The 25033-nt window shown below is 59.2% G+C and carries 22 protein-coding genes and 2 pseudogenes; 15 read left to right on the top strand and 9 right to left on the bottom strand.

Going from position 1 to position 25033, the window contains the following annotated elements; all coding sequences use genetic code 11:
* Positions 1-897 precede the first annotated feature (897 nt).
* Positions 898-1044, bottom strand: a pseudogene (locus tag HHL08_RS26055) (TadE/TadG family type IV pilus assembly protein); the annotation flags it as partial.
* Between the two features lie 234 nt (positions 1045-1278).
* On the opposite strand from HHL08_RS26055, the gene HHL08_RS26350 reads away from it, so the two are divergent.
* The 12 genes from HHL08_RS26350 (at position 1279) to HHL08_RS24010 (ending at position 13556) form a co-directional block, all read left to right on the top strand.
* Complete coding sequence (locus tag HHL08_RS26350) at positions 1279-1542, top strand: copper resistance protein B (RefSeq protein WP_408021804.1); 264 nt, start codon at positions 1279-1281, stop codon at positions 1540-1542.
* A gap of 285 nt (positions 1543-1827) precedes the next feature.
* Complete coding sequence (locus tag HHL08_RS25830; RefSeq protein ID WP_235955282.1) at positions 1828-2220, top strand: hypothetical protein; 393 nt, start codon at positions 1828-1830, stop codon at positions 2218-2220.
* An 81-nt stretch (positions 2221-2301) separates the two neighbouring features.
* Positions 2302-2514 carry a hypothetical protein gene (locus HHL08_RS24055; RefSeq protein WP_169575429.1) on the top strand — a complete coding sequence of 71 codons (213 nt, stop codon included), beginning with the start codon at positions 2302-2304 and terminating at the stop codon, positions 2512-2514.
* Between the two features lie 659 nt (positions 2515-3173).
* A complete protein-coding gene (locus HHL08_RS26225) occupies positions 3174-3470 on the top strand; it encodes an RNA polymerase sigma factor (RefSeq protein ID WP_169575428.1) in 297 nt (98 codons plus the stop codon).
* The gene (locus HHL08_RS24045; RefSeq protein WP_169575427.1) at positions 3439-3831 is read left to right on the top strand and encodes an RNA polymerase sigma factor; all 393 of its coding nucleotides are present in this window, start codon (positions 3439-3441) and stop codon (positions 3829-3831) included. Before HHL08_RS26225 ends, HHL08_RS24045 begins: the two co-directional genes overlap by 32 nt.
* Positions 3824-4801, top strand: coding sequence for a FecR family protein (locus tag HHL08_RS24040; protein ID WP_169575426.1), 978 nt, complete (start codon positions 3824-3826; stop codon positions 4799-4801). Before HHL08_RS24045 ends, HHL08_RS24040 begins: the two co-directional genes overlap by 8 nt.
* A gap of 93 nt (positions 4802-4894) precedes the next feature.
* Positions 4895-7459, top strand: a complete 2565-nt coding sequence (locus HHL08_RS24035; protein WP_169575425.1) for a TonB-dependent receptor domain-containing protein — start codon at positions 4895-4897, stop codon at positions 7457-7459.
* Between the two features lie 104 nt (positions 7460-7563).
* Positions 7564-9597 carry an Atxe2 family lasso peptide isopeptidase gene (locus tag HHL08_RS24030; RefSeq protein ID WP_169575424.1) on the top strand — a complete coding sequence of 678 codons (2034 nt, stop codon included), beginning with the start codon at positions 7564-7566 and terminating at the stop codon, positions 9595-9597.
* A gap of 229 nt (positions 9598-9826) precedes the next feature.
* Positions 9827-9961, top strand: coding sequence for a hypothetical protein (locus tag HHL08_RS26050; RefSeq protein WP_268932757.1), 135 nt, complete (start codon positions 9827-9829; stop codon positions 9959-9961).
* Between the two features lie 589 nt (positions 9962-10550).
* On the top strand, positions 10551-12044 hold the full coding sequence (locus tag HHL08_RS24020; protein ID WP_206378073.1) for a right-handed parallel beta-helix repeat-containing protein: 1494 nt from the start codon (positions 10551-10553) through the stop codon (positions 12042-12044).
* Positions 12045-12461: 417 nt separating this feature from the next.
* The gene (locus HHL08_RS24015; RefSeq protein WP_169575422.1) at positions 12462-12971 is read left to right on the top strand and encodes a YciE/YciF ferroxidase family protein; all 510 of its coding nucleotides are present in this window, start codon (positions 12462-12464) and stop codon (positions 12969-12971) included.
* 180 nt (positions 12972-13151) lie between these two features.
* Entirely contained in the window at positions 13152-13556 is a 405-nt protein-coding gene (locus HHL08_RS24010; protein WP_169575421.1) for a host attachment family protein, read from the top strand.
* A 649-nt stretch (positions 13557-14205) separates the two neighbouring features.
* Here HHL08_RS24010 and HHL08_RS25820 read toward each other — a convergent pair.
* Positions 14206-14542 (bottom strand): annotated as a pseudogene (locus HHL08_RS25820) (endonuclease/exonuclease/phosphatase family protein); the annotation flags it as partial.
* Here HHL08_RS25820 and HHL08_RS23995 point away from each other — a divergent pair.
* Positions 14522-14797, top strand: coding sequence for a DUF1810 family protein (locus tag HHL08_RS23995; protein ID WP_169575433.1), 276 nt, complete (start codon positions 14522-14524; stop codon positions 14795-14797). The pseudogene HHL08_RS25820 and the gene HHL08_RS23995 overlap by 21 nt on opposite strands.
* Before the next feature lie 232 nt (positions 14798-15029).
* Here the strand turns inward: HHL08_RS23995 and HHL08_RS25410 are convergent, their stop codons facing one another.
* The 3 genes from HHL08_RS25410 to HHL08_RS26340 form a co-directional block, all read right to left on the bottom strand.
* Positions 15030-18215 carry a metallophosphoesterase gene (locus HHL08_RS25410; RefSeq protein WP_206378071.1) on the bottom strand — a complete coding sequence of 1062 codons (3186 nt, stop codon included), beginning with the start codon at positions 18213-18215 and terminating at the stop codon, positions 15030-15032.
* Between the two features lie 130 nt (positions 18216-18345).
* Positions 18346-19257: a GAF domain-containing protein gene (locus tag HHL08_RS26345; RefSeq protein WP_206378070.1), complete on the bottom strand. Its 912-nt coding sequence runs from the start codon at positions 19255-19257 to the stop codon at positions 18346-18348.
* Positions 19258-19338: 81 nt separating this feature from the next.
* Positions 19339-20010 (bottom strand): PAS domain-containing protein, encoded by a 672-nt coding sequence (locus HHL08_RS26340; RefSeq protein ID WP_169575420.1) that lies wholly within the window; start codon positions 20008-20010, stop codon positions 19339-19341.
* Between the two features lie 307 nt (positions 20011-20317).
* Here HHL08_RS26340 and HHL08_RS23975 point away from each other — a divergent pair, with 307 nt between their 5' ends.
* On the top strand, positions 20318-20506 hold the full coding sequence (locus HHL08_RS23975; RefSeq protein WP_169575419.1) for a hypothetical protein: 189 nt from the start codon (positions 20318-20320) through the stop codon (positions 20504-20506).
* A gap of 773 nt (positions 20507-21279) precedes the next feature.
* Here the strand turns inward: HHL08_RS23975 and HHL08_RS23970 are convergent.
* Positions 21280-21555: a hypothetical protein gene (locus HHL08_RS23970; RefSeq protein WP_069063970.1), complete on the bottom strand. Its 276-nt coding sequence runs from the start codon at positions 21553-21555 to the stop codon at positions 21280-21282.
* A gap of 838 nt (positions 21556-22393) precedes the next feature.
* On the opposite strand from HHL08_RS23970, the gene HHL08_RS23965 reads away from it, so the two are divergent.
* Positions 22394-23116, top strand: a complete 723-nt coding sequence (locus tag HHL08_RS23965; protein ID WP_169575418.1) for a hypothetical protein — start codon at positions 22394-22396, stop codon at positions 23114-23116.
* Positions 23117-23184: 68 nt separating this feature from the next.
* Here the strand turns inward: HHL08_RS23965 and HHL08_RS23960 are convergent, their stop codons facing one another.
* From HHL08_RS23960 to HHL08_RS23950, 3 genes are all read right to left on the bottom strand, one after another.
* Positions 23185-23688 carry a YciE/YciF ferroxidase family protein gene (locus HHL08_RS23960; RefSeq protein ID WP_169575417.1) on the bottom strand — a complete coding sequence of 168 codons (504 nt, stop codon included), beginning with the start codon at positions 23686-23688 and terminating at the stop codon, positions 23185-23187.
* Between the two features lie 127 nt (positions 23689-23815).
* On the bottom strand, positions 23816-24298 hold the full coding sequence (locus HHL08_RS23955) for a response regulator (protein ID WP_169575416.1): 483 nt from the start codon (positions 24296-24298) through the stop codon (positions 23816-23818).
* A 2-nt stretch (positions 24299-24300) separates the two neighbouring features.
* On the bottom strand, positions 24301-25033 hold a 733-nt coding region (locus HHL08_RS23950; RefSeq protein ID WP_206378069.1), incomplete at its 5' end, for a sensor histidine kinase.

Genomic DNA, 25033 nt, shown 5'->3' with positions numbered 1-25033 from the left:
CGACAACATCATCGACCTATGCTGCGACGCCTGGAATAGACTGATCGATCAGCCGTGGCGCATCATGACTATCGGACGCCGCAAATGGGCACGTGGGTCGTAATCAATGCAGCTTGGTATAACCACCCGGCTAGCGCCGTTGCCGCTTACACTTTCATTGTAAGGGGCGCTTTCGTTACCGGTCATTTCGATCGAATCCGCCGGTATTTTCCCCGTGCAACTCGCGCCACTGGCGTTTCCGAAATTTTCCCAGGCGTTCCAGTTCATGTTGTAAGGGACTTGTTCGGTGGAGACGACGTCAGCCTTGCCCTCTTTATAGCCGTCTACATCGACCCCTCCCGCCATCTTGGCTTTGCGCGACTGATAGAGCGCGCTATCCACCATCCAGTCGTTACGCAGCAGGCGCCCGACATTGACATTGGAAGAATAGGGGACGAAGCCGAAGCGCAGCTGCACATCATTGTTTCGGGTGCCGGTCGGGCTAGAGCCGCAATCCGCTGAGGTGTCGACCTTCGCCAAAGCTTCATAGAAACATTTGACCGCCTTCTTCAGGCCATTGATTTTGGTGTCGCTGTCGCCAGTATTGATCGATGCCATCGACCCTGTTGTGTCGAGAACGAACATGACGTCCGTGTTGGGTATGCGCATTTCTGCGTCGCATGTGACCGCAATCGTTTTGGCGGACTGACCAAATATGACCATGATCGTCATGGGCAAGGTGACCGAAGCTGTGCCCGTCACCTTGCCCTGACTTTCGATGAAGCTTTTGGAAAGGGTATTCGACCCATAGGAGCCAGGCACGTAGTTGATGTTGAAGATGCCTTCGGCCGTGGTGCGGGCCTTCTCGCCGTTGGCGTTCCAGGCACCGCCAGCCATCTGTTTGCGACCCGCCAGCGCTGCTGCGTCGCAGGCGTGCTGAAGCCGCGTTTTAACCAGATATATGCGCGCCATATCGACGCCCCCGCCGATGAAGCCCAGGAGGGGAATGAAGCCAGCAGCGACCATCACGAGAACATTGCCCGCTTCGTTGTCACGCAGACGCATTAAGAAACCCATGATGCCCTCCACAAGATGCATCCATGGCGGATCAAGGTTTAGATCCCATTAAGTCTATGGTTTTTCCAAGTTAATCCAGGTTAGAAAGCTTACGATTATTTTCGATACGATACCTTCAAAGAGTGACTGAAGCAGGTCAGCGGATACTCGTTGCGATAGGGAAACAAGTATTGTTTGGTGGCGTATCCCTGATCGCAGTTTTAAATTCGGGGGTTACCGGCAATGCATATGTCAAAATTCGTTAGACCGTCGCTCCCAGGCGGCCGTGCGCTTGGTGGCACGTGTCTGGCCGCGAACCGGATCGACGCCGATCATTCGAACGCCGAGTGTGGGCTGCGGCTTCGACATGGGATCAAGCGGGAGTCCCCGCCGTATATGGTCGTGCCATATAACCGAAAGGTTTGCGACGCTGCCCGCTATGCGCGCGCCTATGGCCAACAGGTGCGCCGCACGAGCATCCTTCACGGCTCTAGGAGAGGGTTTTGAAAAGCCGTCGTCTTCGAATCCATGTCGCCGCCAGTCGGCTCCATCGATGGCTCGCGCTCGTCATCGGTGCTCAGCTACTGATCTGGTGTGCCAGCGGCTTGGTCATGAGTATCTTGCCGATCGAGCGAGTCCGGGGCGACCATATGGTCGCGAAGAATGCCGCTGCACCACTCCCTATGTCGGCGATCCAGTTCTTGCCACCACTCCGAGACGAGCACCGTCCGGTCGTAACGCTATCTATCGCGATGGTGCTCGATCGCGCCGTAGTGACGATCGGCTATGCAGATGGCAGCCTTCGAATGGTGGATATTACCAGCCGTTGCGGTTCGCACCGAGGCTGTGACGCGCAATTCTACGGAATACCGGGGGACGCTGCCGGCATGGCGCATAGCATTCGAGGATGATGAAGCAACCCGAATTTACATCGACCCGAATACAGGCCGCATTGCTGCTGTTCGCACGGGAACCTGGCGACTTTATGATTTTTTCTGGGGAATTCACATCATGGATTGGAAGAATCACGAAGACTTCAACACGCCCTGGTTAATGGGATTTGCCGTCGGAGGATTGGTGCTCGCGATCGCTGGTTCGGTACTCCTATATCTGCGCTGGCCTCGCCGTCGACGGCGCCGTGTCGCTAGCGGTATGGGGGATGCAAACAGTGCGACGGGTATGTAACGACAACGGCACCTTCTTCATATGGTGGAAGTAAATGACGAAAGATCATTGTGCAGCAAAAACTGGCAGAGGAGGGGCGACATGAAATCAACCGAGCATCAGGCTGATCACTACGCCTTCAGGGAGCGCCGCAAAAGAGTGGAGGTGTCCATGGTCGCCTCAGGCGACCGCGCGCCCATTCCATGGCATGACGCCCAACAGGTTCGCCATTCCGGATCAGCCTGTCACGCCTGCGAATATCAGACCGGTGCCGACGAACGCCGACAGTCCGAAAAAGACAGAGGCGAAGAATAGGCCTAGCAGCACCCGTCAGCACCAATGCACCGGCTGCGATCTGCACTTGTGCATGATCTCCCGCTGCTGCGAACGAGCGAGCATAAGGCGGCTAAGCATATCATTTGCGGGAAAAAAGGTCGAACTCGCGATCGGCTTGCCTTCATTCCTTCAGGCACTTGGCAACTAGACTTCGTTCCGGATAATCTCGGTGCCCTTCGGCAACCCATCCCAATGGGCAGCGATATTTCCGTTGCGAGCGTCTGCTTTGCTCAGTTTGTGATTCTAAAGCAGACTTTCCAGTAAGTCCCAGTTCTTGCCGCAAAACGGCCCGGCCGTTTGAGGCTAATTTTGCCACCAAGCGATCGCGCCGCTTCTGGTCGTGCCGTCCAACGCCGATCTGGCATGCCACAAAATGCTGCTCAAAGTGGCTCATTTTAGGCTTGCATCGTCCACGCCTTCGCGCACATTAGTCCAGCTTCCGTAGAAAGTGCGGAAGTGGGGCTTAGTAACCCCTTCACCATGAGCTCGGTCACAGTTTCACTGGGGCCGGGTGGCATGCGCGCATGTCCAGTCGGCAACGGTAAAGGCGCATGCGCCTGTGGTGAACAGGTTACTAACATCCGGCTTTGGCCGTCGCCCCGAGAGGACATAGGTGCGACGATGAGCCAGAGCCCTGAGTGGCAGGCGCGATGCTTTGCCATATTAATAATGCGCATGACCAGGCGGACTGGTTCGGTGCGAGCGGCTGTACCAACAGCCCTTCAGTGCCCATGACGTCCGGTCGTAAAACTGTTCCGTTGCCTGTCGGGCGGGTCGTGCCGCGTGACGAGGGTATGTCGCGCTTTGCCGATCTCTATCGCAAGGAGAAGCCGCGCCTCATGCGTTTCTTCATGCGTAAGCTTGGCAACCGCACCGATGCAGACGACCTGGCACAGGAGACGCTTGCGCGTTTTTTTCAAAGCCGCGCCCCATGAGACGATCGTTACGCCGGAGGCCTATCTGACCCGCATCGCCACCAATATGCTCAAAGACAGGGCTGACCATAGTTCGACCAAGCTCGCGCTGCGCTCCGTGCCTATCGATGAGCAAGTGGCCGCTATTGACGATATCGATCCCCTGCGTGAGCTGACGGCCCGGCAGGACCTTTCACGATGGCGCGCGATCCTTGGTCAGCTGCCGGCCCAGACCTTGGAAGTCTTTTCGCTCAATCGCATCGAGGGATATAGCTATCGGGAGATAGCGTCCGACAAAGGGCTTCCCTTATGGGTCGTGCAGAAACATATGCTCAAGGCCTTACGGCATATTGCAGCCAATCAGGACGCCGAACATGGATGACATCACGCCGCGCGACCGGCGCGAAGTGGAGAAATGGGTCGTCCGCATGCTGGACGATCCAGAGCGGCACCGTCCCGGCCTTGCCCGCTGGATGCTAGAGAAACCCGGGCGTCGCGCGCTCTACGATCGACTTCTTGGCAGCGTCGAGAATGCAGGACAGGCTATGTCCGCTCCAGCTTTGGATCCGCTCGCGGCCGTCACGCCCCGGCGCAGGCAGGCCTATTTTGCTGTTGCGGCAGCGGCTCTCTTGCTCGCCCTGGCCTGCGGAGCGGCAACCTATTTTTGGATGCCAGGTCTCTATGGTGCTGGCTCCCCGGCAGTGTCCGGTACGACTCTGGCGACCCGCCTGGGCGAAGTGCGTGAGGAAAGGCTCGCCGATGGCTCCGTCCTGACGCTCGACACCGATACGCAGGTTCATGTCCGTTTGTCCGGCAGCGAGCGTTTGCTCAAATTGGAGCGCGGTCGGGTTCGTTTCTCGGTCGCCCCGAATGACCGGCCGTTTGTTGTTCAGGTCGCCGATAGCCAAGTCCTTGCTGCCGGGGGTGTCTTCGATGTCTCCTATCGCAATCGGGTCGCTGTAAATCTGCTCAAAGGCAGTCTCGATCTACGCCTTCCCGGTTGGCGCGAAAACGCGCAACCCTCGCGGCTGGTCCGGCTGCAGACTGGCGAGATGCTGACCTTCTCAGCTGGACAGCGTACCGTCCCCTCTGTCATCTCTGCCCTTCCCTCGGACGGACAATGGACCAGTGGTGTGAAGAGTTTTGACGATGTAGCGATCCGCGATGTAATCGCCGAAGCCAACAGTTACAGCCCGGTCCAGATCATTGTTGCCGACCCGGCCATGGGCGAGCGACAGATCTTCGGTGACATCCGCATTCGCGATGCTGAGAACGTCGCGAGCGCTGTTTCGACCTTCCTGGGCGCCCGGATCGATCGCTCCCGGCCAGGACAGCTAATCATCATCAAATAATTTTCTTTAGCGGCCAGCTTCAAAAACGCCGCTTCCCGTCACGTCGAGCAAGCCACCCAAATCGGGGGCCTGCGCAATGACAGGGGAAGCGGGATGAATTTGACCAGATCTGGCCTTTTGATCGGGACGGCAGTGGCGCTGCTGGCGCTCAGTCCATGCGTGACGGCGCAGGACAGCGAGAAGCGATCCTATGATCTCCCCGCCCAGGATCTACGCTATGCACTGCGGTCCGTCGCGCGCGACGCCGGCTTCCAACTGATTGCCGATACCAGCATTTTACGCGGCAAGCAGGCCGCGCCGCTCAAGGGCGACTACGTGCTGGAGGAAGCGGTCACCCGGCTCCTGGAAGGCACGGGCCTCACGCTGGAGATCAACGGGGGGACCCTCTTTGTCCGGGGGCGAGAAGAGCCGTCGCGCGCCGCGATAGCGACGGCGGGCGACAATATCGTCGTTACCGGATCGCGTATCCGCGGGGCAGCAACAGCATCCAAGACAACCTCCATGAGCCGGGACAGCATGACGGCGGCGGGACTCGGCACCCTTGCTGAAGCAGTCCAGACGATCCCCCAAAATTTCAGCGGTGGCCAGAATCCCGGCGTCGGCTTCAACGTGCCCGAGGGCACGGGCGTGGGCTATGGCGCTGCCTCCTCGATCAATTTGCGCGGGCTCGGATCGGACGCAACGCTCACCCTCCTCAACGGGCACCGCCTCGCCTATAATTTCGCCTTCCAGGCCATCGACATTTCCTCGATCCCCTTCGAGGCGATCGACCGGATCGAGGTGGTCGCCGACGGGTCGTCGGCGCTTTATGGTTCGGACGCGGTTGCCGGTGTCGCCAACATCCTCCTGCGGCGCGATTATGACGGGCTGAAGGCCAGCGCGCGGCTTGGCGGCTCGACCGATGGCGGTAATGTGCAGCAGCAATATGGCCTGCTCGCAGGCCAGCGCTGGGGCGATGGCGGCCTCACCATCGCAGGTGAATTCGGGCGTACGACCCCAATCATCGCAGCCCAGCGCAGCTACAGTGAGGACCGCGCGCCGGGTCTCTATCTCTCGCCCTTCATCAAACGCTACAGCCTGCTGGCAAGCGCACATCAGGCCCTCTCTGATCACCTCTCATTCGCGATGGACGCACTCTACAACTGGCGTAGCAGCGACACCCAATATGCGTTTAACGAGCGCGGCGATGTCGAGGCCTATGGGTCCAAGGCGGCCTTTACGAGCCGATCCTTCGTCCTCGCGCCGAGCCTGACCTGGGCGCTCCCAGGCAACTGGCAAGTCGATCTGTCTGGCATGATCGGCTTTGACCGTTCGCGCTACGCCTTCAACACATTATATAATGGCGTATCGCTCCTCCAGCAGATCGGCTGCTACTGCAACAAGGCACGGTCGATTGAGCTCGGCGCGGACGGCAACCTGTTCGACCTACCAGGCGGGGCCGCAAAGCTGGCAATTGGTGGCGGCTACCGCATCAATAAATTCCATGGCTATCGCACCGACGGATCGCAGGATATCCGCGCCTCGCAGGACGCCTATTTCGCCTATGGCGAGGTCAGCCTGCCGCTAGTTGGCCCTGATCTGCAGATCGGCGGCATCCGCAGGCTCGATCTCACCGGAGCGCTGCGCTATGAAGATTATCCAGGCGTCGACAAGGTCGTAACCCCCAAGCTCGGCCTCATCTATGCGCCGGTTGCGGACCTCGACATTAAAGCGAGCTGGGGCAAGTCGTTCCGTGCGCCCACGCTGTACCAGCAATTCAACCAGGTGTTCGTGAACATCTATAATGTCGCGACCCTGGGCGGCAGCGGCTTTCCGGCCGGTTCCACCGCCATGCTGGTTTCAGGCGGCAATCGGGACCTGAAGCCCGAACGCGCGAATAGCTGGTCGGCAACATTTGATCTCCACCCGGTCGCGCTTGAAGGCTTCCGCCTGGAGGTGAGCTATTTCAACGTCCGCTATCGCGACCGGATCGTACGTCCGATCCAATATGCCTCGCAGTCGCTGAGCAATCCGCTTTATGCAGACTTCGTCAGTGTCTCTCCCAGCGCTTCCGACATCGAGGCTGCCCTCGCTAACGCCGATGTTTTTCAGAATGTCGCGGGCGGCGTCTTCGATCCCGACCGGATCGTCGCCATCGTCAACAATGGCAATATCAATGTCGCGCGTCAGTCGCTCAAGGGTGTCGATCTCTCGACCCGCTATGCTTTCGACACGGTCGACGCGGGCGCCTTCGTTCTGACCGGCGAGGCAAGTTATCTCCGAAGCAAGCAGGTGACCGCGCCGGCGCAACCGGTCACGCAACTGGCCGGCACCCTGTTCAACCCGCCAAAATTTCGTGGCCGTGCCGGTGTCAGCTGGACGAGGGACGCGCTGGGTGCATCCCTTTTTGCTAATCACACGGGCGCGTTGCGCGATGCAAGGCGGGCGTCCGCAGCCAAAATCAGCGCCACCCTCAGTTTCGACATGAGCCTGCGCTACACGCCGCGGGCGGAACATGGTCCGTTCCAGGGCACGGATGTCGTCCTTGGCGTCCAGAACATGTTCAACAAGAAGCCGCCGCTCATCTGGACCAACTATGTCTTCGATGCGCCCTATGACTCGACAAACTATTCAGCAGTCGGACGGTTCGTCAGCCTTAGCCTTACCAAGAGCTGGTAATGCCCAGACTATTCCTCTTCCTGGCGCTCGCTTGCGCCACGGCCGCTTTGTCGACAGCGGCTGCCGCCAGTCCTGCGCCTCGCGCCTGCGAGGGCATGATGTCCATGACCACGGCTGGCACCGAGTCACGGCCGGTCGACCCTGTCGATCTGCTTCGGCGGCGTGACATCGGCTATATGCATCTGGGCCCCGGGCAGCGGCTGATCGCCTTGTCTCCCGACAAGAGCCGCGCCGCCTTCCTGATGCACCGTGCCGATCCTTCGACCAATTGCTACTGCGTTGCGCTCATGGTCCTCGACCTTGGCGGCGCCGCGCCTCCCCGCATCCTGGATCAAGGTGATGATCTACTGATGGAGGCGGTCACCATGCGCGGCATGGAGGTCGAATATGGACTGCCCCGGCCCCTCCTCCCTTCATGGTCGCCCGACGGCAAGCGCGTCGCCTATCTTCGCAAGGCGGACGGCTTGGCGCAGATTGCCGAAGTGACCCTGGCGGACGGCAACAGCCGCCAGCTAAGCCATTCGCCTGTGGGCGTGGAGCAATTTGCCTGGGACGCTGCAGGGACCGGCTTTGTCTATCGTGATCGCCCTGCCCGCCTGGCCGCGCGCGCTGCAATTAGGCAAGAGGGCGACAAGGGCTATCTGGTCGATGATCGGATATTACCCTATGCCGGAACGACGCCGGCTATTCGTGCGCCACTGCCTCAAGAGCTGCACCATATAACAGGGGACGGCGCTTTCACCGAACTGGTAACAGCCAATGATCGGGCCTGCCTCGATGCAGCGCGCGCGAATGAACGCGCCGCTTCTGGCGCACCGCAATTGATGCCGTCAGGTTGGACGCTTGCAAAGACGCAGGCCGTACCAGGCTCCTATTCCAGCCCCACCTACATGGTCGCGACGCGCCCGGACGGTCGCAAGCTGCCATGTGACGACCCTGCCTGCCGCGGTTCGCTGTTCGCCGATATTGAAGGCGCCTGGGAAAGCGACCGACCCGGCGAATTTATCTATCTCAAGCGGGATGGCTGGGGGGCAAGCCAATATGGTCTTTATCTCTGGAAAGCCGGGCAGGCCCCGCGCCGGCTTCTTCTGACCGATGATCTCCTGCTTGGTTGCGAAAGCCTTGGTGCCCGGCTGCTATGCGCCCGCGAACAGGCACTGCGACCACGCCATCTGGTGACTATTGAATTACGGCATGGGGCCCATGTGGAGGAACTGTTCGATCCAAATGCAGACTATCTGGCGTTGGCGCAGCCGCATGTCGAACGCTTGCGATGGCGCAATGCGCATGGCCAGGAGAGCTTTGGCGATCTCATTTTGCCGGCTCGGCCAGTGCCCGGACGCAAGCTGCCGCTCGTGGTCGTGCAATATGTAAGCCGTGGTTTCCTGCGCGGCGGCACGGGCGATGAATATCCCATTCCCGCATTTGTTCAGAACGGCTTTGCAGTGCTGAGCTTTCACAAGCCCTCCCCCCTTTTCGCCGTCGAGGGCAATGACGGCACGCTTGCCTCTATCCTGCCACGTCTCAACGAGGATTGGGCAGATCGGCGCAACATCCATTCGTCGCTTATGGCGGGCCTCGACCTGGTCCTGGCGCGTGGCGATATTGACGCACAACGCATCGGGATCTCGGGAGTCAGCGACGGATCAACCACGGTCCAGTTCGGGCTCATCAACAGTCCGGGTCTCTTCAGGGCCGCCTCGATCGGCTCCTGTTGTGTCGATCCGACCGCAATGATGATCTATGGCGGCAGTGGCCTTGCCCGCGAACGCACGGCATGGGGTTATCCTCCCGTTTTTGGGCCAGGGTCGCAAAAGTGGCAGCCGCTGGCGCTGGCCCACAATCCTTCGTCGCTGATGGCGCCGCTCCTCATGCAATTGGCCGACAGCGAGTTCATCGTCGCGATGGAGACACTGGCGGCCTATGAAAAGGCCGGTCGCCCGATCGAGGCACGCATCTTCCCGCAGGAACATCATCTCAAGGCCCAGCCCCGCCATCGCCTTGACCTCTACTGCCGCAACCTGCGCTGGTTTGGCTTCTGGCTCGATCAGCCAATCGCTTCCGGCACTTGCCGTGCAGATATCGAGGACTATGTGCGCTGGACCGACATGAAAGCGCACGCCGCGAAATCCGACTAGCGGCGTTCGTTGCCGCGATCGGTCAGTCCTTTCCCGCTGCCCGTGCCGCCGGGTCAGGCGCTGCGCCGATCGCGGCATTTTGGAATGGCCAACGCGAGCGGCTCTCGAGAGAAGCCGTGGCCGCACGCGGAGCGCGCAGAGTGGCAGCCAATCGTGAAGGCGGTGCAGGCGTTCCTTCATATAGGTCATCAGAATTTGCACCAACCTCCGTGGCGAGGCATCCGGCACCATGAAACAAGCGCTTACCGGTGAAGGACCGCTTGATCCGCGTCGCATCGCCAAGGCTTTGCTGACCACCAGCGAAGATCTCGCCCTCGCCGTAGGCCCTGGAAATGACGCTAAGCTGCGGGAGGCACGTGAATAACCCCAAAACCCGAACCCGTTTGCAAGAGTTGGTCGAGATTCTCGACAGGGTTTAAAGCCGCTTCGGCTCGGCGCTCATCGCCTATGGCTGGCTTGGGTCGCAGCCATTGCCTGCTTTTGCCGGACGAACTGCCATGAACCCGATCCAGGACGGGCGCGACAGCGATTTACTCGATTATATTGACGCTGTTAACGCCGGCATCCGCGCCTGAGCGAGGGCCATATGCATTTTAAAGGCGCGATACTTGCCACATATATGGGCGTCATCAGAGACGAAGATACCTTGATCCGCTAAACCAGCTTTGAAGATCGCTATCGTTCATCACGCGATGATGATGTCAGTAGCTGGGCGGTGCAAGATAAGAAATTTGCCATGGCGCATGTTGGCGATCACACCGGTTTATTTCGCCCGACGCGACAATATTTTACATATTGAATGGCGGGCAGCGCGCGCTATCAGCCGCTCCATGACGATATTGCCCTTTGTTCGCGCCGCGCTGAGGATAGCTGGCGTACATCGACACCTCTCCCTGACGCGCCGATGCGGAGTGCTATGGCGCTCCATTGCGATTGCTCTTGCGGCGATCGGGATGCTCGCCTCAGCCAGCAGCTGGGCTGCGACCTATTATGTCAATTCCGCTTTGGGCAATGACGCAAATGACGGGCAGTCCGCCACAGCGCCCTGGCGATCGCTGCAACGGATCAGGGATGTCCCCTTTCAGCCAGGGGACACGATCCTGCTCGTCGCGGGTTCGATCTGGCGCGAGCCGCTGGTCATCACCCGGTCCGGCCGAAACAACGCACCAATCATAGTTGACGTCACTGGGGTCGGTCCCAGGCCGCGGATCGAGGTGGGGGGCGTTGCCGACTATGGCGTTGCTCTTTTCAACGTCGAATTCGTAACCGTGCGCGGCCTGGAGGTCACCAATGACGCCATGCCGGTGCGGCCGCGCTTTGGCGTGCTGGTCTCGGCGCAGGATAGCGGCGTCAGGCGCGGCATCGCCATTACCGACATGTATGTGCATGATGTGCGTGGGACCAATGACCGCAAGGATAATGGCGGGATCGTTTTTCGGGCGCTTGGCCCCAAACTGGCGACGCGGTTCGAGGATCTGAAGATCGAGCGCAACATCGTCTGGCGGGTCGACCGGTCAGGCATCGCCGGCATCAGCGACCAGGTTACGATCGCACGATGGTTCCCAAGCGGAAAGGTCGTGATCCGCGACAATCTGGTCGAGGATGTAGGCGGAGACGGCATCGTCCCGCGGGGAACAGACGGGGCGCTTATCGAGCATAATATCGTGCGCTACGCAGGCAGCCGCGCGCCAGGCTATAATGCCGCGATCTGGCAATGGAGCACCGACCGCAGCCTCATCCAGCTCAATGAAGCCGCCTTCACCGTCACCCGCTATGATGGTCAGGGTTTCGATTCCGATTTCAATTCCCGGCGGACCAGCTTCGTCTATAATTACAGCCACGATAATGCGGGCGGCTTCCTGCTCATTTGCTCCCCACAGCGCAATCAGAAGGATAATCTGGGCAATTACGGCACCACCGCCCGCTTCAATGTCAGCCGTAACGACGCAGGCCGTATCTTCCAGCTCTCCGGCCCGGTCTCGGACGTGCTGATCAAGAACAATGTCGTCCATGTCCCCATGCGTCTCGACGCACAGATGGTGATTGCTACCCAATGGGATGGCTGGGCCAATGATGTTCGCTTTGTAGAAAACAGGTTCGTGGTCCTAGGCACCGCTCGCTACGGTCATGAAGCAGGCCGTAGCGGACCCGACTACATAATCGCGCCCAGTTTCTCGCCGGCAGAAAATATCCGGTTTAAAGGCAATGCGTTTCTCGGGCGCCATGTCGACCCGCCGGCAGATGAGAAGGGGATATTTGATGCAGCTTATGCTGCGCCTCAGGCCGACTGGGGCGTTCCGGTCTTCAATCCCGCCAGCGCAGAGGACTTTACCACCTTCATCCTGCGACACCGGAGCTGGATGGTGAAGATGCTGGAGCGGGAACTGCGCGCGCCCGTGCGACCGATGCGACCCACCAGAACGACCTTCTTTGAATCGCGTCGCTAATGGCGCGGTCTGCCGCTCTGCAAGCGTCGCCTGACGCCTCTCGCGCCTTGCTGGCGGAAACGCCACTGTGCTCAAGCTAGCGCATCGCCTCAGCGCAGTTTACTGACCGGCAGGTAGTGGGCGTCTCTGGTTGAGCTGCTCGATCACGTGGGCGCGCGGCGCAGGGCCATAGCCTCTGCGCAAGCGCGTGCCGGGCCGGGCCGGGCCGGGCCGGGCCGGCGGCTGATCCTATGCCGAGGCAACGGGTCTACGACATTGTCATCGCGTCGACGCCAAAATCATACGCACAAGGCATAAAATTAGCGGAACGCCGGGCCCGGACAGCGTCAAGCAGCGTTCTTGCACTGCCATCACCGTTGGCTGACTAGATTTTTCAGGACGCGGGCGGCCCTAACCATCAACGATGAAGGAACGCACATGTCGGCGCCCGAAGACTTTAAAGCAATCTACACCGATGAGCTCAAGGATCTCTGGTCCGCCAATGATCAGATGGCTCGTGTCCTCAAGAAGATTGTTTCCAAGGCTAGCGACGAAGGTCTCAAAGACATGCTCACCAAGTCGCAGGAAGGCATTGCAGCCCATACCGATCTTTTAAAGGCGCTCATCGCAGGCCAGGACGAAAAGCTGTCCAAGGAGCATTGCAAGGGGATGGAAGGCCTGGTTGAGGAAGCGACCAAGCATATCCTCCAAGAGGGACCGAAAAAGGGCCCGCTACTCGATGTCATCATCATCGCCCAATATCAGCGCATGACCCATTATGGCATTGCTGGCTTTGGCACTGCAGCAGCCTATGCCAAGGCGCTGGGACTTAAGGATGATAACAAGACGCTGCGTAATGCGACCAAGAACATCTATGGCGGCGACGAATATATGACCAAACTGGCCGAGACTGGTATCAACGTGCAGGCCGAAGCCGAAGCTACCTGATCAAATGCTCACTCCCTTGTCGGGCGGTTGGGCATTGCTACTGCAGCTACGTTCCAGAGGTCTTTACTGCACGGGCCGCTCGGTACGGCCCGTGCAGTCTTCAGATCTTATCAACAGCAGTGACTTAAAGGTTGCGTCGACAAACCCATGGTGACGTGGGGTCAGTTCAAAGGATATATCATGCAAATTCCCAAGGGTGCGACCATCGCTGTAGCGGACGGCGAACGGCTGAATCTCTTTAATAATAGCGGCGAAGAAAGCGCTCCCACGCTTATCGCGCTACCGGGCGCGTCGATTTCGACCGATAATAGAAGCTCAGGTGGACGCCATCAAAGCAGCTCGGCGAACCCTTCTGAAAGCCAGCTTGAAGAAGACAGCTTCGCTGCAGGAACCGCAGCCTTTTTGAACAAACAGGTGCTAGACGGGAAGATCGACAGCCTGATCATCGTTGCCGCGCCAAGAACATTGGGCGAGCTGCGTAAACATTATCACAAAGCGCTTGTCGCAATCCTGGCCGGTGAAATTGCAAAGGACTTGACCGGTCATGCGCTGGCCGACGTTGAAAAGGCCATCACAGCAGCCTGAACGGACAGCTCGAACCGACTTTCGTGACGGTCTTGTTTCTCTGTCTGTCTGATTGGAGACTGCTATCCTAACCTAGCTCCAACCAGACCCCTATATAATGATGCTGACCGGGTTCGGCCTGCTGACGGCGCTGGTCGTCTGGTTGCCGCTGGTTCTGAAGAGACTGCAGCTGCCCCTGCCGATCCTGTGCATTGCGCCGGGGCAGCGCTGTTCTCGCTGCCACAGGTGACATTAAAGCCCCTTCCGCTCAATTACCCCGAAATTACCGAGCGCTTCACGGAATTTGTTGTCATCATCGCTCTTATGGGCGCGCGGCTCAATCACCGCGTCAATCGCTGAGCGATCCGGCGCGAAGGCAACCGCGCCGCCAGCGGCGCGTTTACGCCACGCAAGGAGAGAATATATGACGCATCGGCCTTCAGTACCCCCGGGCAGCACAGCACCCTATCCCGCCCATCCAGCGCCGCATGCTGAAAGCATACAGGCAAACGCGCCATCGACCGGTTCGCGCGAAGACGATGAGGATGCCATGCCATCGCGGCCAGTGAAAATCCTGGGCGCGGCGGTAGGGATTGGATCCGCCGCCATTGTCGCCGCGCTTCTCTATGTTCGGCAACGAAAGGCCTGATCAAGGCTGACAAAGGCCTGCGGGGATGCCGTTGGGCAGATACGGGCAAGCCACCAGAACCCCGGAGACTGCTGCTTCGATGTAGCGGCTCTGCCTATAGCCAGGATCGCCTGGAAGCCCCCCGGCGCGTCTCATGGATTTCACCGACCCGGCTCAAGATCGCAACGCCGTTCCACTGGCTTTGCCCATGCCATATCGCGTCATAGCCCGCGTCGCGGATCGCGGCTTCCGGAAATTTTTCCTCCGGCGCCTTCAATTCCTGAAGACAGATAATGTCAGGCGCGGCTTCGCCGAGTCATCTTAGCAGGACAGGCAGGCGCCCGTTGATCCCGTTCACATTATAGGTCGCGATCTTCAACGTTGCGTTGAGGCGCGTGATTATCTCGATCGCCCGCTGCTCGGGAGCCGCTATGTCGAGTGCGCCCAAGCGCTTGACCTGCTGGAGCGAACGGACGCTGTGGCCGTTTTCGGTGCGATCGATGCGATGAAATTGCGCTCGTCGCTCACGCTGTTTAAAGCGTTGCGTCCCTTTCCCCTGCTGGCAAACATCCTGAAGCATTGGTTTGGAGGGGCGCGGGATCTGGAGACCTTGCGCCTGCTGCACACCGACTGATGGTCTCTTCGAGATTATGATGTCCAGCGCGGCGCAGTGCTCCACACTGCTCCGCTATTTCTGCATGAATTAACCTTTTCGCAGCAGTTTTTTGCGGTGTGAGAGCGCCCATTGGAAACGCAGAACCTTCCGCGGGCTGTTCAAGTCATCAGAATGCTGTCCCTCGCCAATATCCCGCATAATATTACAGGGCCGCTGTCATGAGATCCGCCCTAGCCAGCCGGATCGCCAGTCAGGAGGTCAGGGCCACAATGTCGCGTTCGATCCGGTGCAACATGAAGCCGCCCTCCCCCAACGCCGTCTTCGCCACATCGACGATATGATCATGATGGGAAAAGAGGATGACTTGGTTATGCGTTGACGCGGCGGCCAGGACCCGCAGCATTTCTGCCGCCCGGCCATCATCGGCCGTGATCAGAAGGTCGTCACAGATGACAGGGAGGGTCTGATGCCCCTCGCGCGTCGCAATCGCGCCCAGCCGCAGCGCGAGATAAAGCTGATCGCGCGTGCCCTCCGACATGCCCTCGACGCCAACGCGCGAAGCGTCGCCGCGCACACCCCGGATCATCGGCCTGTCGTCATCGTCATAGTCAAGCACAAGGCCGGTGAACGCGCCGGCTGTCACCTGCGCGAACATCGCCCCTGCTCTCTCCATCAAAGGCGCCTGCGCGGTTGCGCGGTGACGCTCGATCACCCACCGTAACAAGGCGGCGGCGCTTGCTGCCTCGATATGGCGCTCGGCCGCATCCGCCATGGCCGCGTTGATCGCTGCTGCATCCTGTTGCGCGTCAGCAGCGCCGGTGGCGGTGGCAGCGCTTTCCATCGCCGTCTCGGCCGCAGCCAGATCGCGACCTATCCGCTCGCGCGCTTCCTCTATCTCCTCGCGCCGGATCCGGATCGCCTCCAGCTCAGCGGCCGCCTCGTCAGGCAAAAGCGCCGCAGCCGCGTCCGTGACGACGGCCAGATCGAGCCCTTCGCACTGGTCCTCAAGTTCCGCGCCAAGGCGCAACGACTCTGTATCATGCGCGCGGACCAGCCGGCTCGCCTCGATAACTGCGCCAAGCGCCGTCTCGTCCGCCACGCCGGCAAGCGCCATCAAGTCCCTGATCGCCTGGCCAGCCATTGCCAGGCGATGATCGAGCGCACTGAGCGCCTTGCCTGCCTCCCTCTTGTCATCTTCAAGACGGGCGAGCATGGCCTGCCCGCGCACAGCGTGCGCCAGATCATCCTGAAAGGCGCGCAACCTCTCGAACCTTCGTTCCGTCGGCGCCTCGCCCAGCAGCATGCGCAACGCGTCAAAGCCATTGTCAAAGGCAACAAGCTGGCGCTGGTCAAGATCGATCTGCCGGTCCAGCGCCGTGCGTGTCGCGTCATCAAGCGCAAGCTCATCAAAAGCATCGAGCGCATCTGCAACCGCATCAGCGGGCCATTGGGCAGGTAATCCACTTTGCGCCAATAGCCGCTTGCGGTCGGCCTCGAACGTCCGTTGCCGCGCGGTCAGATCCTGTTCGGCCACCTCGGATTTCTGGCGCGCATCTTCGATCCGCCTGCGCTGCTCGGTGGCAAGGGCGCAGGCGCGGACCTGCGTCTCGAGCCTCGTCATCTGCTGGCGCGCCACCGCAATGCTATCATTCAGACTGTCTGTGGGAGTGACATTAAAACCTGTATCTGCCAGGCGTTGGTCAAGCTGCTTGCGCGCATCTTCAATGCTGCTGGCAAAAATGTCGAGCGATTGCGTCGCCGCATCGAGGTCGTCGGCGATCGACAGCGCCTCTGTGCGCGCGGCGCGCCAGCGGTCGACATCTTCCGGTGGGACGGTGCGGGCAAAACCCAATTGGTCCAGCAACGCGGCCCAGTCGGCGTGCAGCCCCTCGAGCCGCCCTGTCTCGGCATCGGCGCGCCGCGCGGCCAGAGCGATACGTTCTTCAACCTCTGCGCAACGCCGGGACAACAGCCCATGTTGCGCAATCCGCTGAGCGTCAGCATCCCGGCCGTCGGCCAAGCGGTCCGCCTGCCCCGTTGCCGCCTGGAGCGCAGCGCCGATGTCGGCGTCGTCGCGCCGGGCCTTGCCGCCAAGCTGCAGGCGGACCTCGTCGATCAGCTCGTCCCGGACGGCGCGCGCGGCCGCCACCACTTGCGGCGTTGGCAAAACGCCCGCGTGCAACAGGGATGCCAGCTCACTGCGCAGGCCTATGCCCTCCTTTTCAAGGCTGGCAATATCGCCCTGCGCCAGACGTATCGCCTCGCGCGCCGCTTCGATTGCACTGGCCGCAATCAGCGTCTCGGCTGGAAGCTTGGAAAGAAGCGGCGCCACGGCCGCCTCCACGCTGGAAATGCAGTCGGGATCTGACAAAGCCTGCTCCAGAAGGGCAGCCAGTTCAGGCGGCAGACCGGCCTGCTGCCGATCGCTTGCCGGAACAAGCTTGATCTTCTCTATCCACAGGAGGTCCGATACGGCCGACGCCTGACCCGTCACCTCGGCGGCGAACCACGGCGCATCCGCCACAAGACGATCCTTGAGCGCGCCAGTTGCCTTGACCATGAGCCGCACCGCTGTTGGCCTGTCGCCCGATCGCGCAATGGCGGTCCCCAAGGCATTGGACACGCCTGTGAGCAGTTCGCGCATGTCGCTTGCCTTCGTGGCGTCCACATGCGCCAGAGCCCAGCGCATTTCGTCGGTCGGCCTGTGCTCGACAGACCTGACCTGGCCATTTTCCACACGGACGAGCATGACGCCCTTCGCGCCGGTTTCCCGAATGTGGCGGCCCTGCGTGTTGCCCGGAAAGACCACATGTGGAAATTCAGAGCGTATCGAGGCCTCATGGACATGGCCAAGCGCCCAATAATCATGCCCCGACGCCCGCAATTCATCCAGCGTGCAAGGCGCATAAGCGGCGTGGCCGGGATGGCCTTCAAGCGCTGTGTGCAAAAGCGCTATATTGAATTTGCCCGGGACTGGCGGGGTATATTCCGCGGCGATATTTTCAAGCGTCGCTGCTTGCCTGTAGCTGCGGCCATGGACGACGACGCCAAGATCCTCCAGCGTGACAAACCCGCATGTGCGGGTGTCAAAGGCGTAGACACCTTGAGGCATCGTCAAATGTCGCGTGATCCGGCTTTCCGCGTCATGATTGCCATAGACGATGAACAGGCGAATGCCGGCGCGCGAGAGCCGCGCAAATTGCGCCACGGCAAACTGCCCTGTCGACTGATCCTTCCATGTACCATCGTAAAGATCGCCCGCAATCAGAACGAATGCCGCGCCTTGCGCGATGGCAAGATCAACGACATTGGCAAAGGCCTTGCGGGTCGCGCCGCGGACCAGGTCCGAAAAGGCCGGGTCCCGCGCAGCCAGGCCGGACAAGGGACTGTCCAGATGGATATCGGCGGCATGGATGAAAGTGAAATCAGATATCATGGCGGTCGAAGGATCATAGCGGAAGGAAACGCCGCTCACCAGCCGCCAGGAAAAGAAGGGCGGCGGGGACGGACCACCTGCCCTCCCTGGGTGATCCTATACGGTCAGAGGCTCTGATCGTCCGCCTATTTCAACGTCCTAGACCCTGACGCCCCCGACCCCGGCATCCAGGCGCGGACCCACGCTCGCGCGCCGCACGGTTATCCAGCCACTTGTTCGCGGTCTCGATTGTTAGTCGTCCGCCGCCCGGCATAGCGTCGCGCGCATTGATCGCCAGGTTGAGCGGAGCACTTTCCAACTGTGCCGCATCGACCTTTGCCAACCACAGGCCACCCGCACCAACCACTTCTACGGTAATCTGCGGACCCACGGTCCGTCGAATAAGGTCTTCCATGCCGAACACCAGGCGGTTGACGTCCGTTGGTTTGGGATCAAGCGTCTGACGGCGCGAAAAAGCCAGCAGCCGCTGGGTCAGGGCCGCTGCGCGTTGCGCTGAGGTTTGCGCCCCGGTGATGAACTTCTCGATACCATCCGGGCGGCCTTGTGCCAGCCTTCGCTCGATGACTTCAAGGCCGCCAGAAATTCCTGCAAGAAGATTATTGAAGTCATGCGCGATGCCCCCGGTTAACTGGCCCACGGCTTCCATCTTCTGTGCCTGCCGCAGCGCCTCTTCAGCCTGCACCCGCTCAGCGACGGCTTCTTGGACGCGGCGTTCCAAGGATTCGTTCAAATGTTTGAGCTCATCATAGAGCCGAGCATTATCAACCCCGATCGCCGCATGCGCTGCTATCCCGACCATAAGCTCTTCATGATGTTTCTTGAACATAGCTGGGCTAGAGTGGCCAAAGAACAGTCCCCCAATCACCTCACCCGATCGGGACTGGACGGGCACCGCCAGATAGCTGCGGACAGGCAAATGCCCTTTGGGCATGCCATGGTGCGGCTCATTCTTACCGTACCGCTCATCGGCTAGAATGTCGTCGGACCGAATGACCCCTTCACCCTTGAAGGTGGGCGCGAACACTGCGGTCGCGCGTGGCATACCGAAATCCTCGAACTGCGAACGCTTCGCACCCGATAGCGTATAGAGCAGATATTTCTCGCTGCCCTCGCCAACAACGTTTTAGAAGAACGCTCCGAATTGCGCGCCGGTCAGCGAGACGCCGGCGTCAGTGACCATCTGCACGATGCGCTGGAGATCGACCTCCGCTGCGAGCGCTTGCCCCGTCTGGTTGAGCATCGCGAGAGTTTCTCGCTGCTCATGTTCCTCCGCGATGGGCCTTACCTCGATGATCGTTCCAATAGGATTGCCAGCGTCGTCGGCGATCGGGCTTGCGGTGAACGCAACCGGAAAAAAGCTACCGTCCTTATGAACAAATGTCTCTTGCCCCTGCATCTGTGCACGCTCAGGGAAGGCCTGATCGATCGGGCATTCCTCAAGGGGATAATGGCGTCCATCAGGATATTTATTGTGGATGACATCGTGCAGCGGCTGCCCTTGCAGTTCGCTGAAGCTGTAGCCAGTCAGCCGCTCTGCCGCCCGGTTTGCAAAGATGCAGTGCTGATGATCGTCCATTACAAAGATTGCCATCGTCGTATTGTTCACGATAGCTTCGAGCTGACGCGTCGGGTCCTCCAATAACGCCAAGATATCTGAACCCATTAACTGCCCCTCTGCAGCAGGACGTTCCCGCCGGACCCACACGCCAACATCGCGTCGCGACTTAACCGTTTGGTAGGCAAGTCGTTCCTTTGAATTGAATAGTAATTTCAGCGCCTCGGTTTTTCGCTTCATGGCATCGATGAGCGTTTAACCAGACTGAACCGCAGTGCCGATACATCCCTTAACTCAGAGTTTCCATGTGATGCGCGGAACCAACAGCCCATCCGTTTCATCCGGCTCTATCGCAGCAGCGGTTAGAGATACGAACGGCCCAGATACGGTCATCGACCGAACCGACGCAAAATTCTTACGATACGAATATGGCACCATGTCGGCAGCGTTCTGCATTGCGATTGATCCCTGATCGGCTTAGCCTTCAAGTCGAATTAGGCCTGCCCGGTCGACGAAGTCTTTGGGCCTAAGCCTGGGGGATTTCCTGATGCAGTCAGAAACGGCGTCGACGACGATCTACGACCTGTTCGCTTTGGCCCGGCGCGAGCTGGATTGTCGCGACGCTTCCAGCGTAGGCGCGCTGCGCTATCGTTACAATGCGGTGGCGTTGTTCTTCCTCAACGAAGGATGGCGCCGGCTGCATGGGGGAGACGCGCTCGGTCCAATCTGCCACTGATAAAGACGCCTCACACCTGTCCGTTTGCGCTCCTTTACCGAAATTTGTCACGCCGGGCACGTTTTGTCTATTGTGCAATTCAACCAATATATTGATTGCTTAATACTTGCGAGCCAAGACAGATCCCAGAGACGCCTTTCGACGAGCCGCGCCGGCGTGGTCAGCCGCTTGGCGTCGCCTCGTTATACGGGCCGGTTCACGATTAGCATCTTCATCGCTTTGCTCGCCTTCCCAGCAGAATGCTCCTACAATCCATCGTTAAGATCGAAGTTCTCACGGGCTTCTTTATCCAGGCTAGATAGCTACGACGTGCTGCGCTTTGCTATGCGCGCCCTGTTGTTCGCTTCCACCCATGAGGTGACACCGTGAAAGTGGTCCACACATATGGTCGCTTCAAGAGGCTGGTCACTGAACTGACCAAGGATAAAGCGGTGCTGCATGATGGATCGCTGCGCGACGAGTGTATGAATAACCACTGGTTCGATACGACCCCAAGGCGCGGCATCTGATCGAAGCCTAGCGATAAGAACCTAATGACAGTCGTCCCACGCAGTCCTTGGCTATCTACCCCCGTCAGAATATGCTGCCAGGGCCATAACTTCGATGCCCCCGATGGGGGGCATCGACGCCCAAAACTAACTATAGACCCGGATCACCAGCACCAAGTGCTGAGGTGAGAAGAACCATCGAAGAAGCTACACAGTTCACCCGGGGTTGCAGATTACCCCCATGACATCAAGGAGAGCCTTTCTGTTGTTCGTGAAGCAAGATTGTTATTCTTCTCCATTGTCTTTTACGCCAACGACAGGAACATCAATTTCCTTTTTCTCTGTCCCGACCACAACCTCTTTACTATCGACATCAACCGCTGGGAGTTTTCCACCGTCAACCGAGACCTCTGGCAAATCGCCGTTCTTTACGTCTGCAGACCAAAATCCGGTGGCAAAGAGAAGGCCGACGATCACCACCGCCGCCAATGCCACCCACACCCAAACACTTGTGCCTGACTTTGATGGCGCTACGCGCTCATCACGATATGGATCAGCCATTATTTCCTCCTCAGATTAGAACGGATTTGACACATCCCACAAATGTCTTTGTTCCAGAAGATGGATGGCACCCGGAAACGTTGAGTTGATGTAGCTCAGGATTGGCAGTTGGCCATCCGCGCTCCCACCCCCTTTCTAATCTACGTTGCAATCGGCCAACGCTTGTCCACGGATAGCCGAAATAAAATAAAGCCCCGCTTGCAGGGAGCAGCGGGGTCTGGACGGGAGCCGACCGAATCTAGCGGGAGCCAATATTGATTGCATTCGACACAATATTAGCCGGCCATCGATTTTATGGTTCCATGGAAATTTAGGTAGGGCCGCAGATTGCACTTCGATCCGGCCGCTTTATCCGCCTGACGCAGCCGGCGATACTGAATGCACCTTCAGGCCAGCGCTCTCCCCCGATCGACCGCATCGCCTCCACCGCCTTGAACGACAACAGCCGGTCGCCGAGTAGCTGCATGCCCCGCCGCCTCGTTTCGCGGTGCCGGCTAATCTCCACCGTCAACTGGCGGGTTTCGAGGCGCCTTCTCCTCTCGTTCGACTCCCAACAGGCATTCTGTCGCGAAATCAGTTCTGATTGAAGGGTCGTCCACGCTAACACATGCCTGAAATGTCGCCATGCCGAACGCCGTTGTCCACCAGGGCAGCATTGCAGTCATGCCCGCCGCCGTTTGACCGTGCCACAAAGCAGAGAGGTGCAAATTTCATGATTCACCCGATTTGCGGGCGTGAACCAAACGCTACGCTTGTGAGTTTGCATAGCACTACGCGGGTCACGACGAATGTTAGCGTTCCGTGCAGTTGAAGCCTAAGTCTGATGGAGAGAGAAAAGATGAGCGACAATAATCGCAGCGGCCTCGGCCATGATGATCCCAACCGTGGTCCGCTTGACCGAGCCGCAAATGCCCTGGACGGCCATGACGATCCTAATCGCGGCCCGCTGGATCGAGCGGCTAATGCCATTTCCGGAGAAAGCGGTGGCGTCAATGCCGCAATCGGAGGATCTCCATCGTCTACATCTGGTACCAACGACGCGACCGTGGTGTCAGCAGTTTTCGACACGCAGGAAGAAGCTGAGCGAGCCGTTTCGGAATTGCGGAACGCAGGCGTAAGCGACAGCGCGCTTTCCGTCATTGCTCAAAAGCGGGGCACGTTGACAACCCGCGATGTCGATGGCGAAATTACCGACGAAGAACATACCAACGTTCTTCGCGGCATCTTGGGCGGCGGGGCTCTTGGTGCAGGCTTAGGTGTGCTCGCCCTGGCAATCCCAGGAGTTGGGCCATTGGCGGCGCTTGGTGCTATCGCGGCCTCAGCCGTCCCGGAGGCACTCGCCATCGGTGCAGTTGCCGGTGCCGTCGTCGGCACGTTCAACGAGGTGCTGCTGAAGCACGGGGTGAGCGAAGAAGATGCCGCATATTACGGCGATCAGATGAAGAGCGGCGGCGTACTCGTCACTGTCACCGGGCAGGGTTCGGCAGGCGAGCGCGCCCGCGGCATTTTGTATCGCAATGGCGGTCACTCTTCGTCGCGCGCTAAAGCGGCGGCTATCTAGGCTGGCCGAAGCAGTGTAGCTGCCCTCCCAAATACCTCCCCCGACGACAGCGTCGGGGGAGGTATATATTATTCTTCCTTGGCGCCGATGTTGACAGTCGTTTCGGCAAGCCGTGTCATATATTCGTCCCCGCCGTATATTTCCTTGGTCGCCGCTTTCAGCTGTTTCTGATCGTCTTTTAGCCCGAGCGTGCCTGCGAACGAGGCAGCGGTCCCAAAGCCCGCGATGCCATAGTGCGTCATCCGCTGATATTGGGTGATGATCACAGCATCGAGTGCTGGACCCTTATCTGGTCCTTCTTCCAGGACATGCTTGGTCGCTTCCGCCACCAGGCCCTCCATGCCTTTGCAATGCTCCTTCGATACTTTCTCGCCTGCGTTGGCGATCAGCTGCTTAACGATATCGGTATGGCTGGCGATGCCTTCCTGCGATTTCGTGAGCATCTGCTGCAGCTTTTCGTCTGACGCCTGCTTGCTGATCTTTTTCAGCACGCGCAGCATCTGGTCATTTGCAGACCACAAGTCCCTGAGCTCGTCGATGTACAGGTCTTTGAGGTCTTCCGGTTTAGACATGATCCAGCTCCATCCATATGTTGAACATACGCAAAGCGGATGGCGCGAAGAAGGGTTCCGAACGCCAGGCGAATGATCAGGATGGCCTCGTCAGCCCCGCCAGATTGCCAAGACGTAAACTTTCAGATCAGTGCGCTCCGTGTGCGGAGAACGCGTGAACGATAGCGGTTTCCAGTTCGGCGGACTGGATCGGCTTGCGCAACAAGGACGCACCTTGAACGGCCGCCTCCACGCGCGGCCGAGCCTGCGCAATGCTGTAGCCAGTGATGAAAATCACCGGAGCCGAACAAGCAGACACGATGGTTGCGGCGGCGGTCACGCCATCCATACCTGACCCAAGGTGAATGTCGGATATAATCAGGCCCGGCGTGCGGACCAACGCAGCGGCGACGGCGTCCTCACCGCTGGCAACGAGACGAATTGCACTGAAGCCTAAATCCTCAAGCAAACTCTCGACCATCCACGCGATCATCGCATCATCCTCAATCACAAGGATATGCGCATCGAGCGGTACGCCTAGCATTCGACGGGCGTCACGCGCGTTGCCAATGGATGGCGGATTGTGGCCGCTTGCGAAATTATAGCTGGCAGCAGTTCCTAATTGATCCATCGTTACCCACCTGTCGTCGGCGTGAACGAAAAGCTAAAGGCCAGCCCGTCGGGCCGCCAATGCGTTTTTGACGTACCTTTAAGTTCGTGCGCTACCGTTCGCTCTATCATCTTTGTGCCAAAGCCCTTTCGTTGCGGCTGCTCCAACGACACCAGTCCCGTTTCCAACCACTCGATCGATAACCCCTTGTGATCTACTGCCCAGCTTAAGGAAATATGGCCGTTCGGGACAGACAGGGCACCGTATTTTAGGGCGTTGGTCATGAGCTCATGCAAGATCATACTGACACTGAGCACATGCTTGGGCTCCAGCAGGATGTTTGGACCATTCGCTGTCGCGCGAGGAGGGTCGGCAGTTGCCATCGTGCCCAGCAAATCGTCGACCAGTGTCTGCAGCGATGCGCGCTCCCAGGTCGCTGCTGTCAGAATTTCATGCGCCTTCCCCAGCGCCATCAGTCGTCCGGAAAAGGCAGGCTCAAAGTCGGCGAGGGAAGCACTGGATTTCGCAGTCATGTGCGCGATCCCTGCCACGACGCCCAACAAATTTTTAACGCGATGATTAAGCTCCCCGATCATCAGATCCTGTCGTAGAGCCGCCTCATGTCGCTCGCTAATACCAAAGCTTGTGGGATCTGACTCGTTGGGCCTTTCCCGAGACGCTATAACGTGATTCAACATCGCAAACTGGAGGAGGTTTGCGATGTCTGTTCCGATCAAGCTCCGTGGAGATTTCAGC

Source organism: Sphingobium psychrophilum (assembly GCF_012927105.1).
Taxonomy (GTDB): domain Bacteria; phylum Pseudomonadota; class Alphaproteobacteria; order Sphingomonadales; family Sphingomonadaceae; genus Sphingobium; species Sphingobium psychrophilum.
This window is presented reverse-complemented; position numbering and strand designations above follow the sequence as displayed.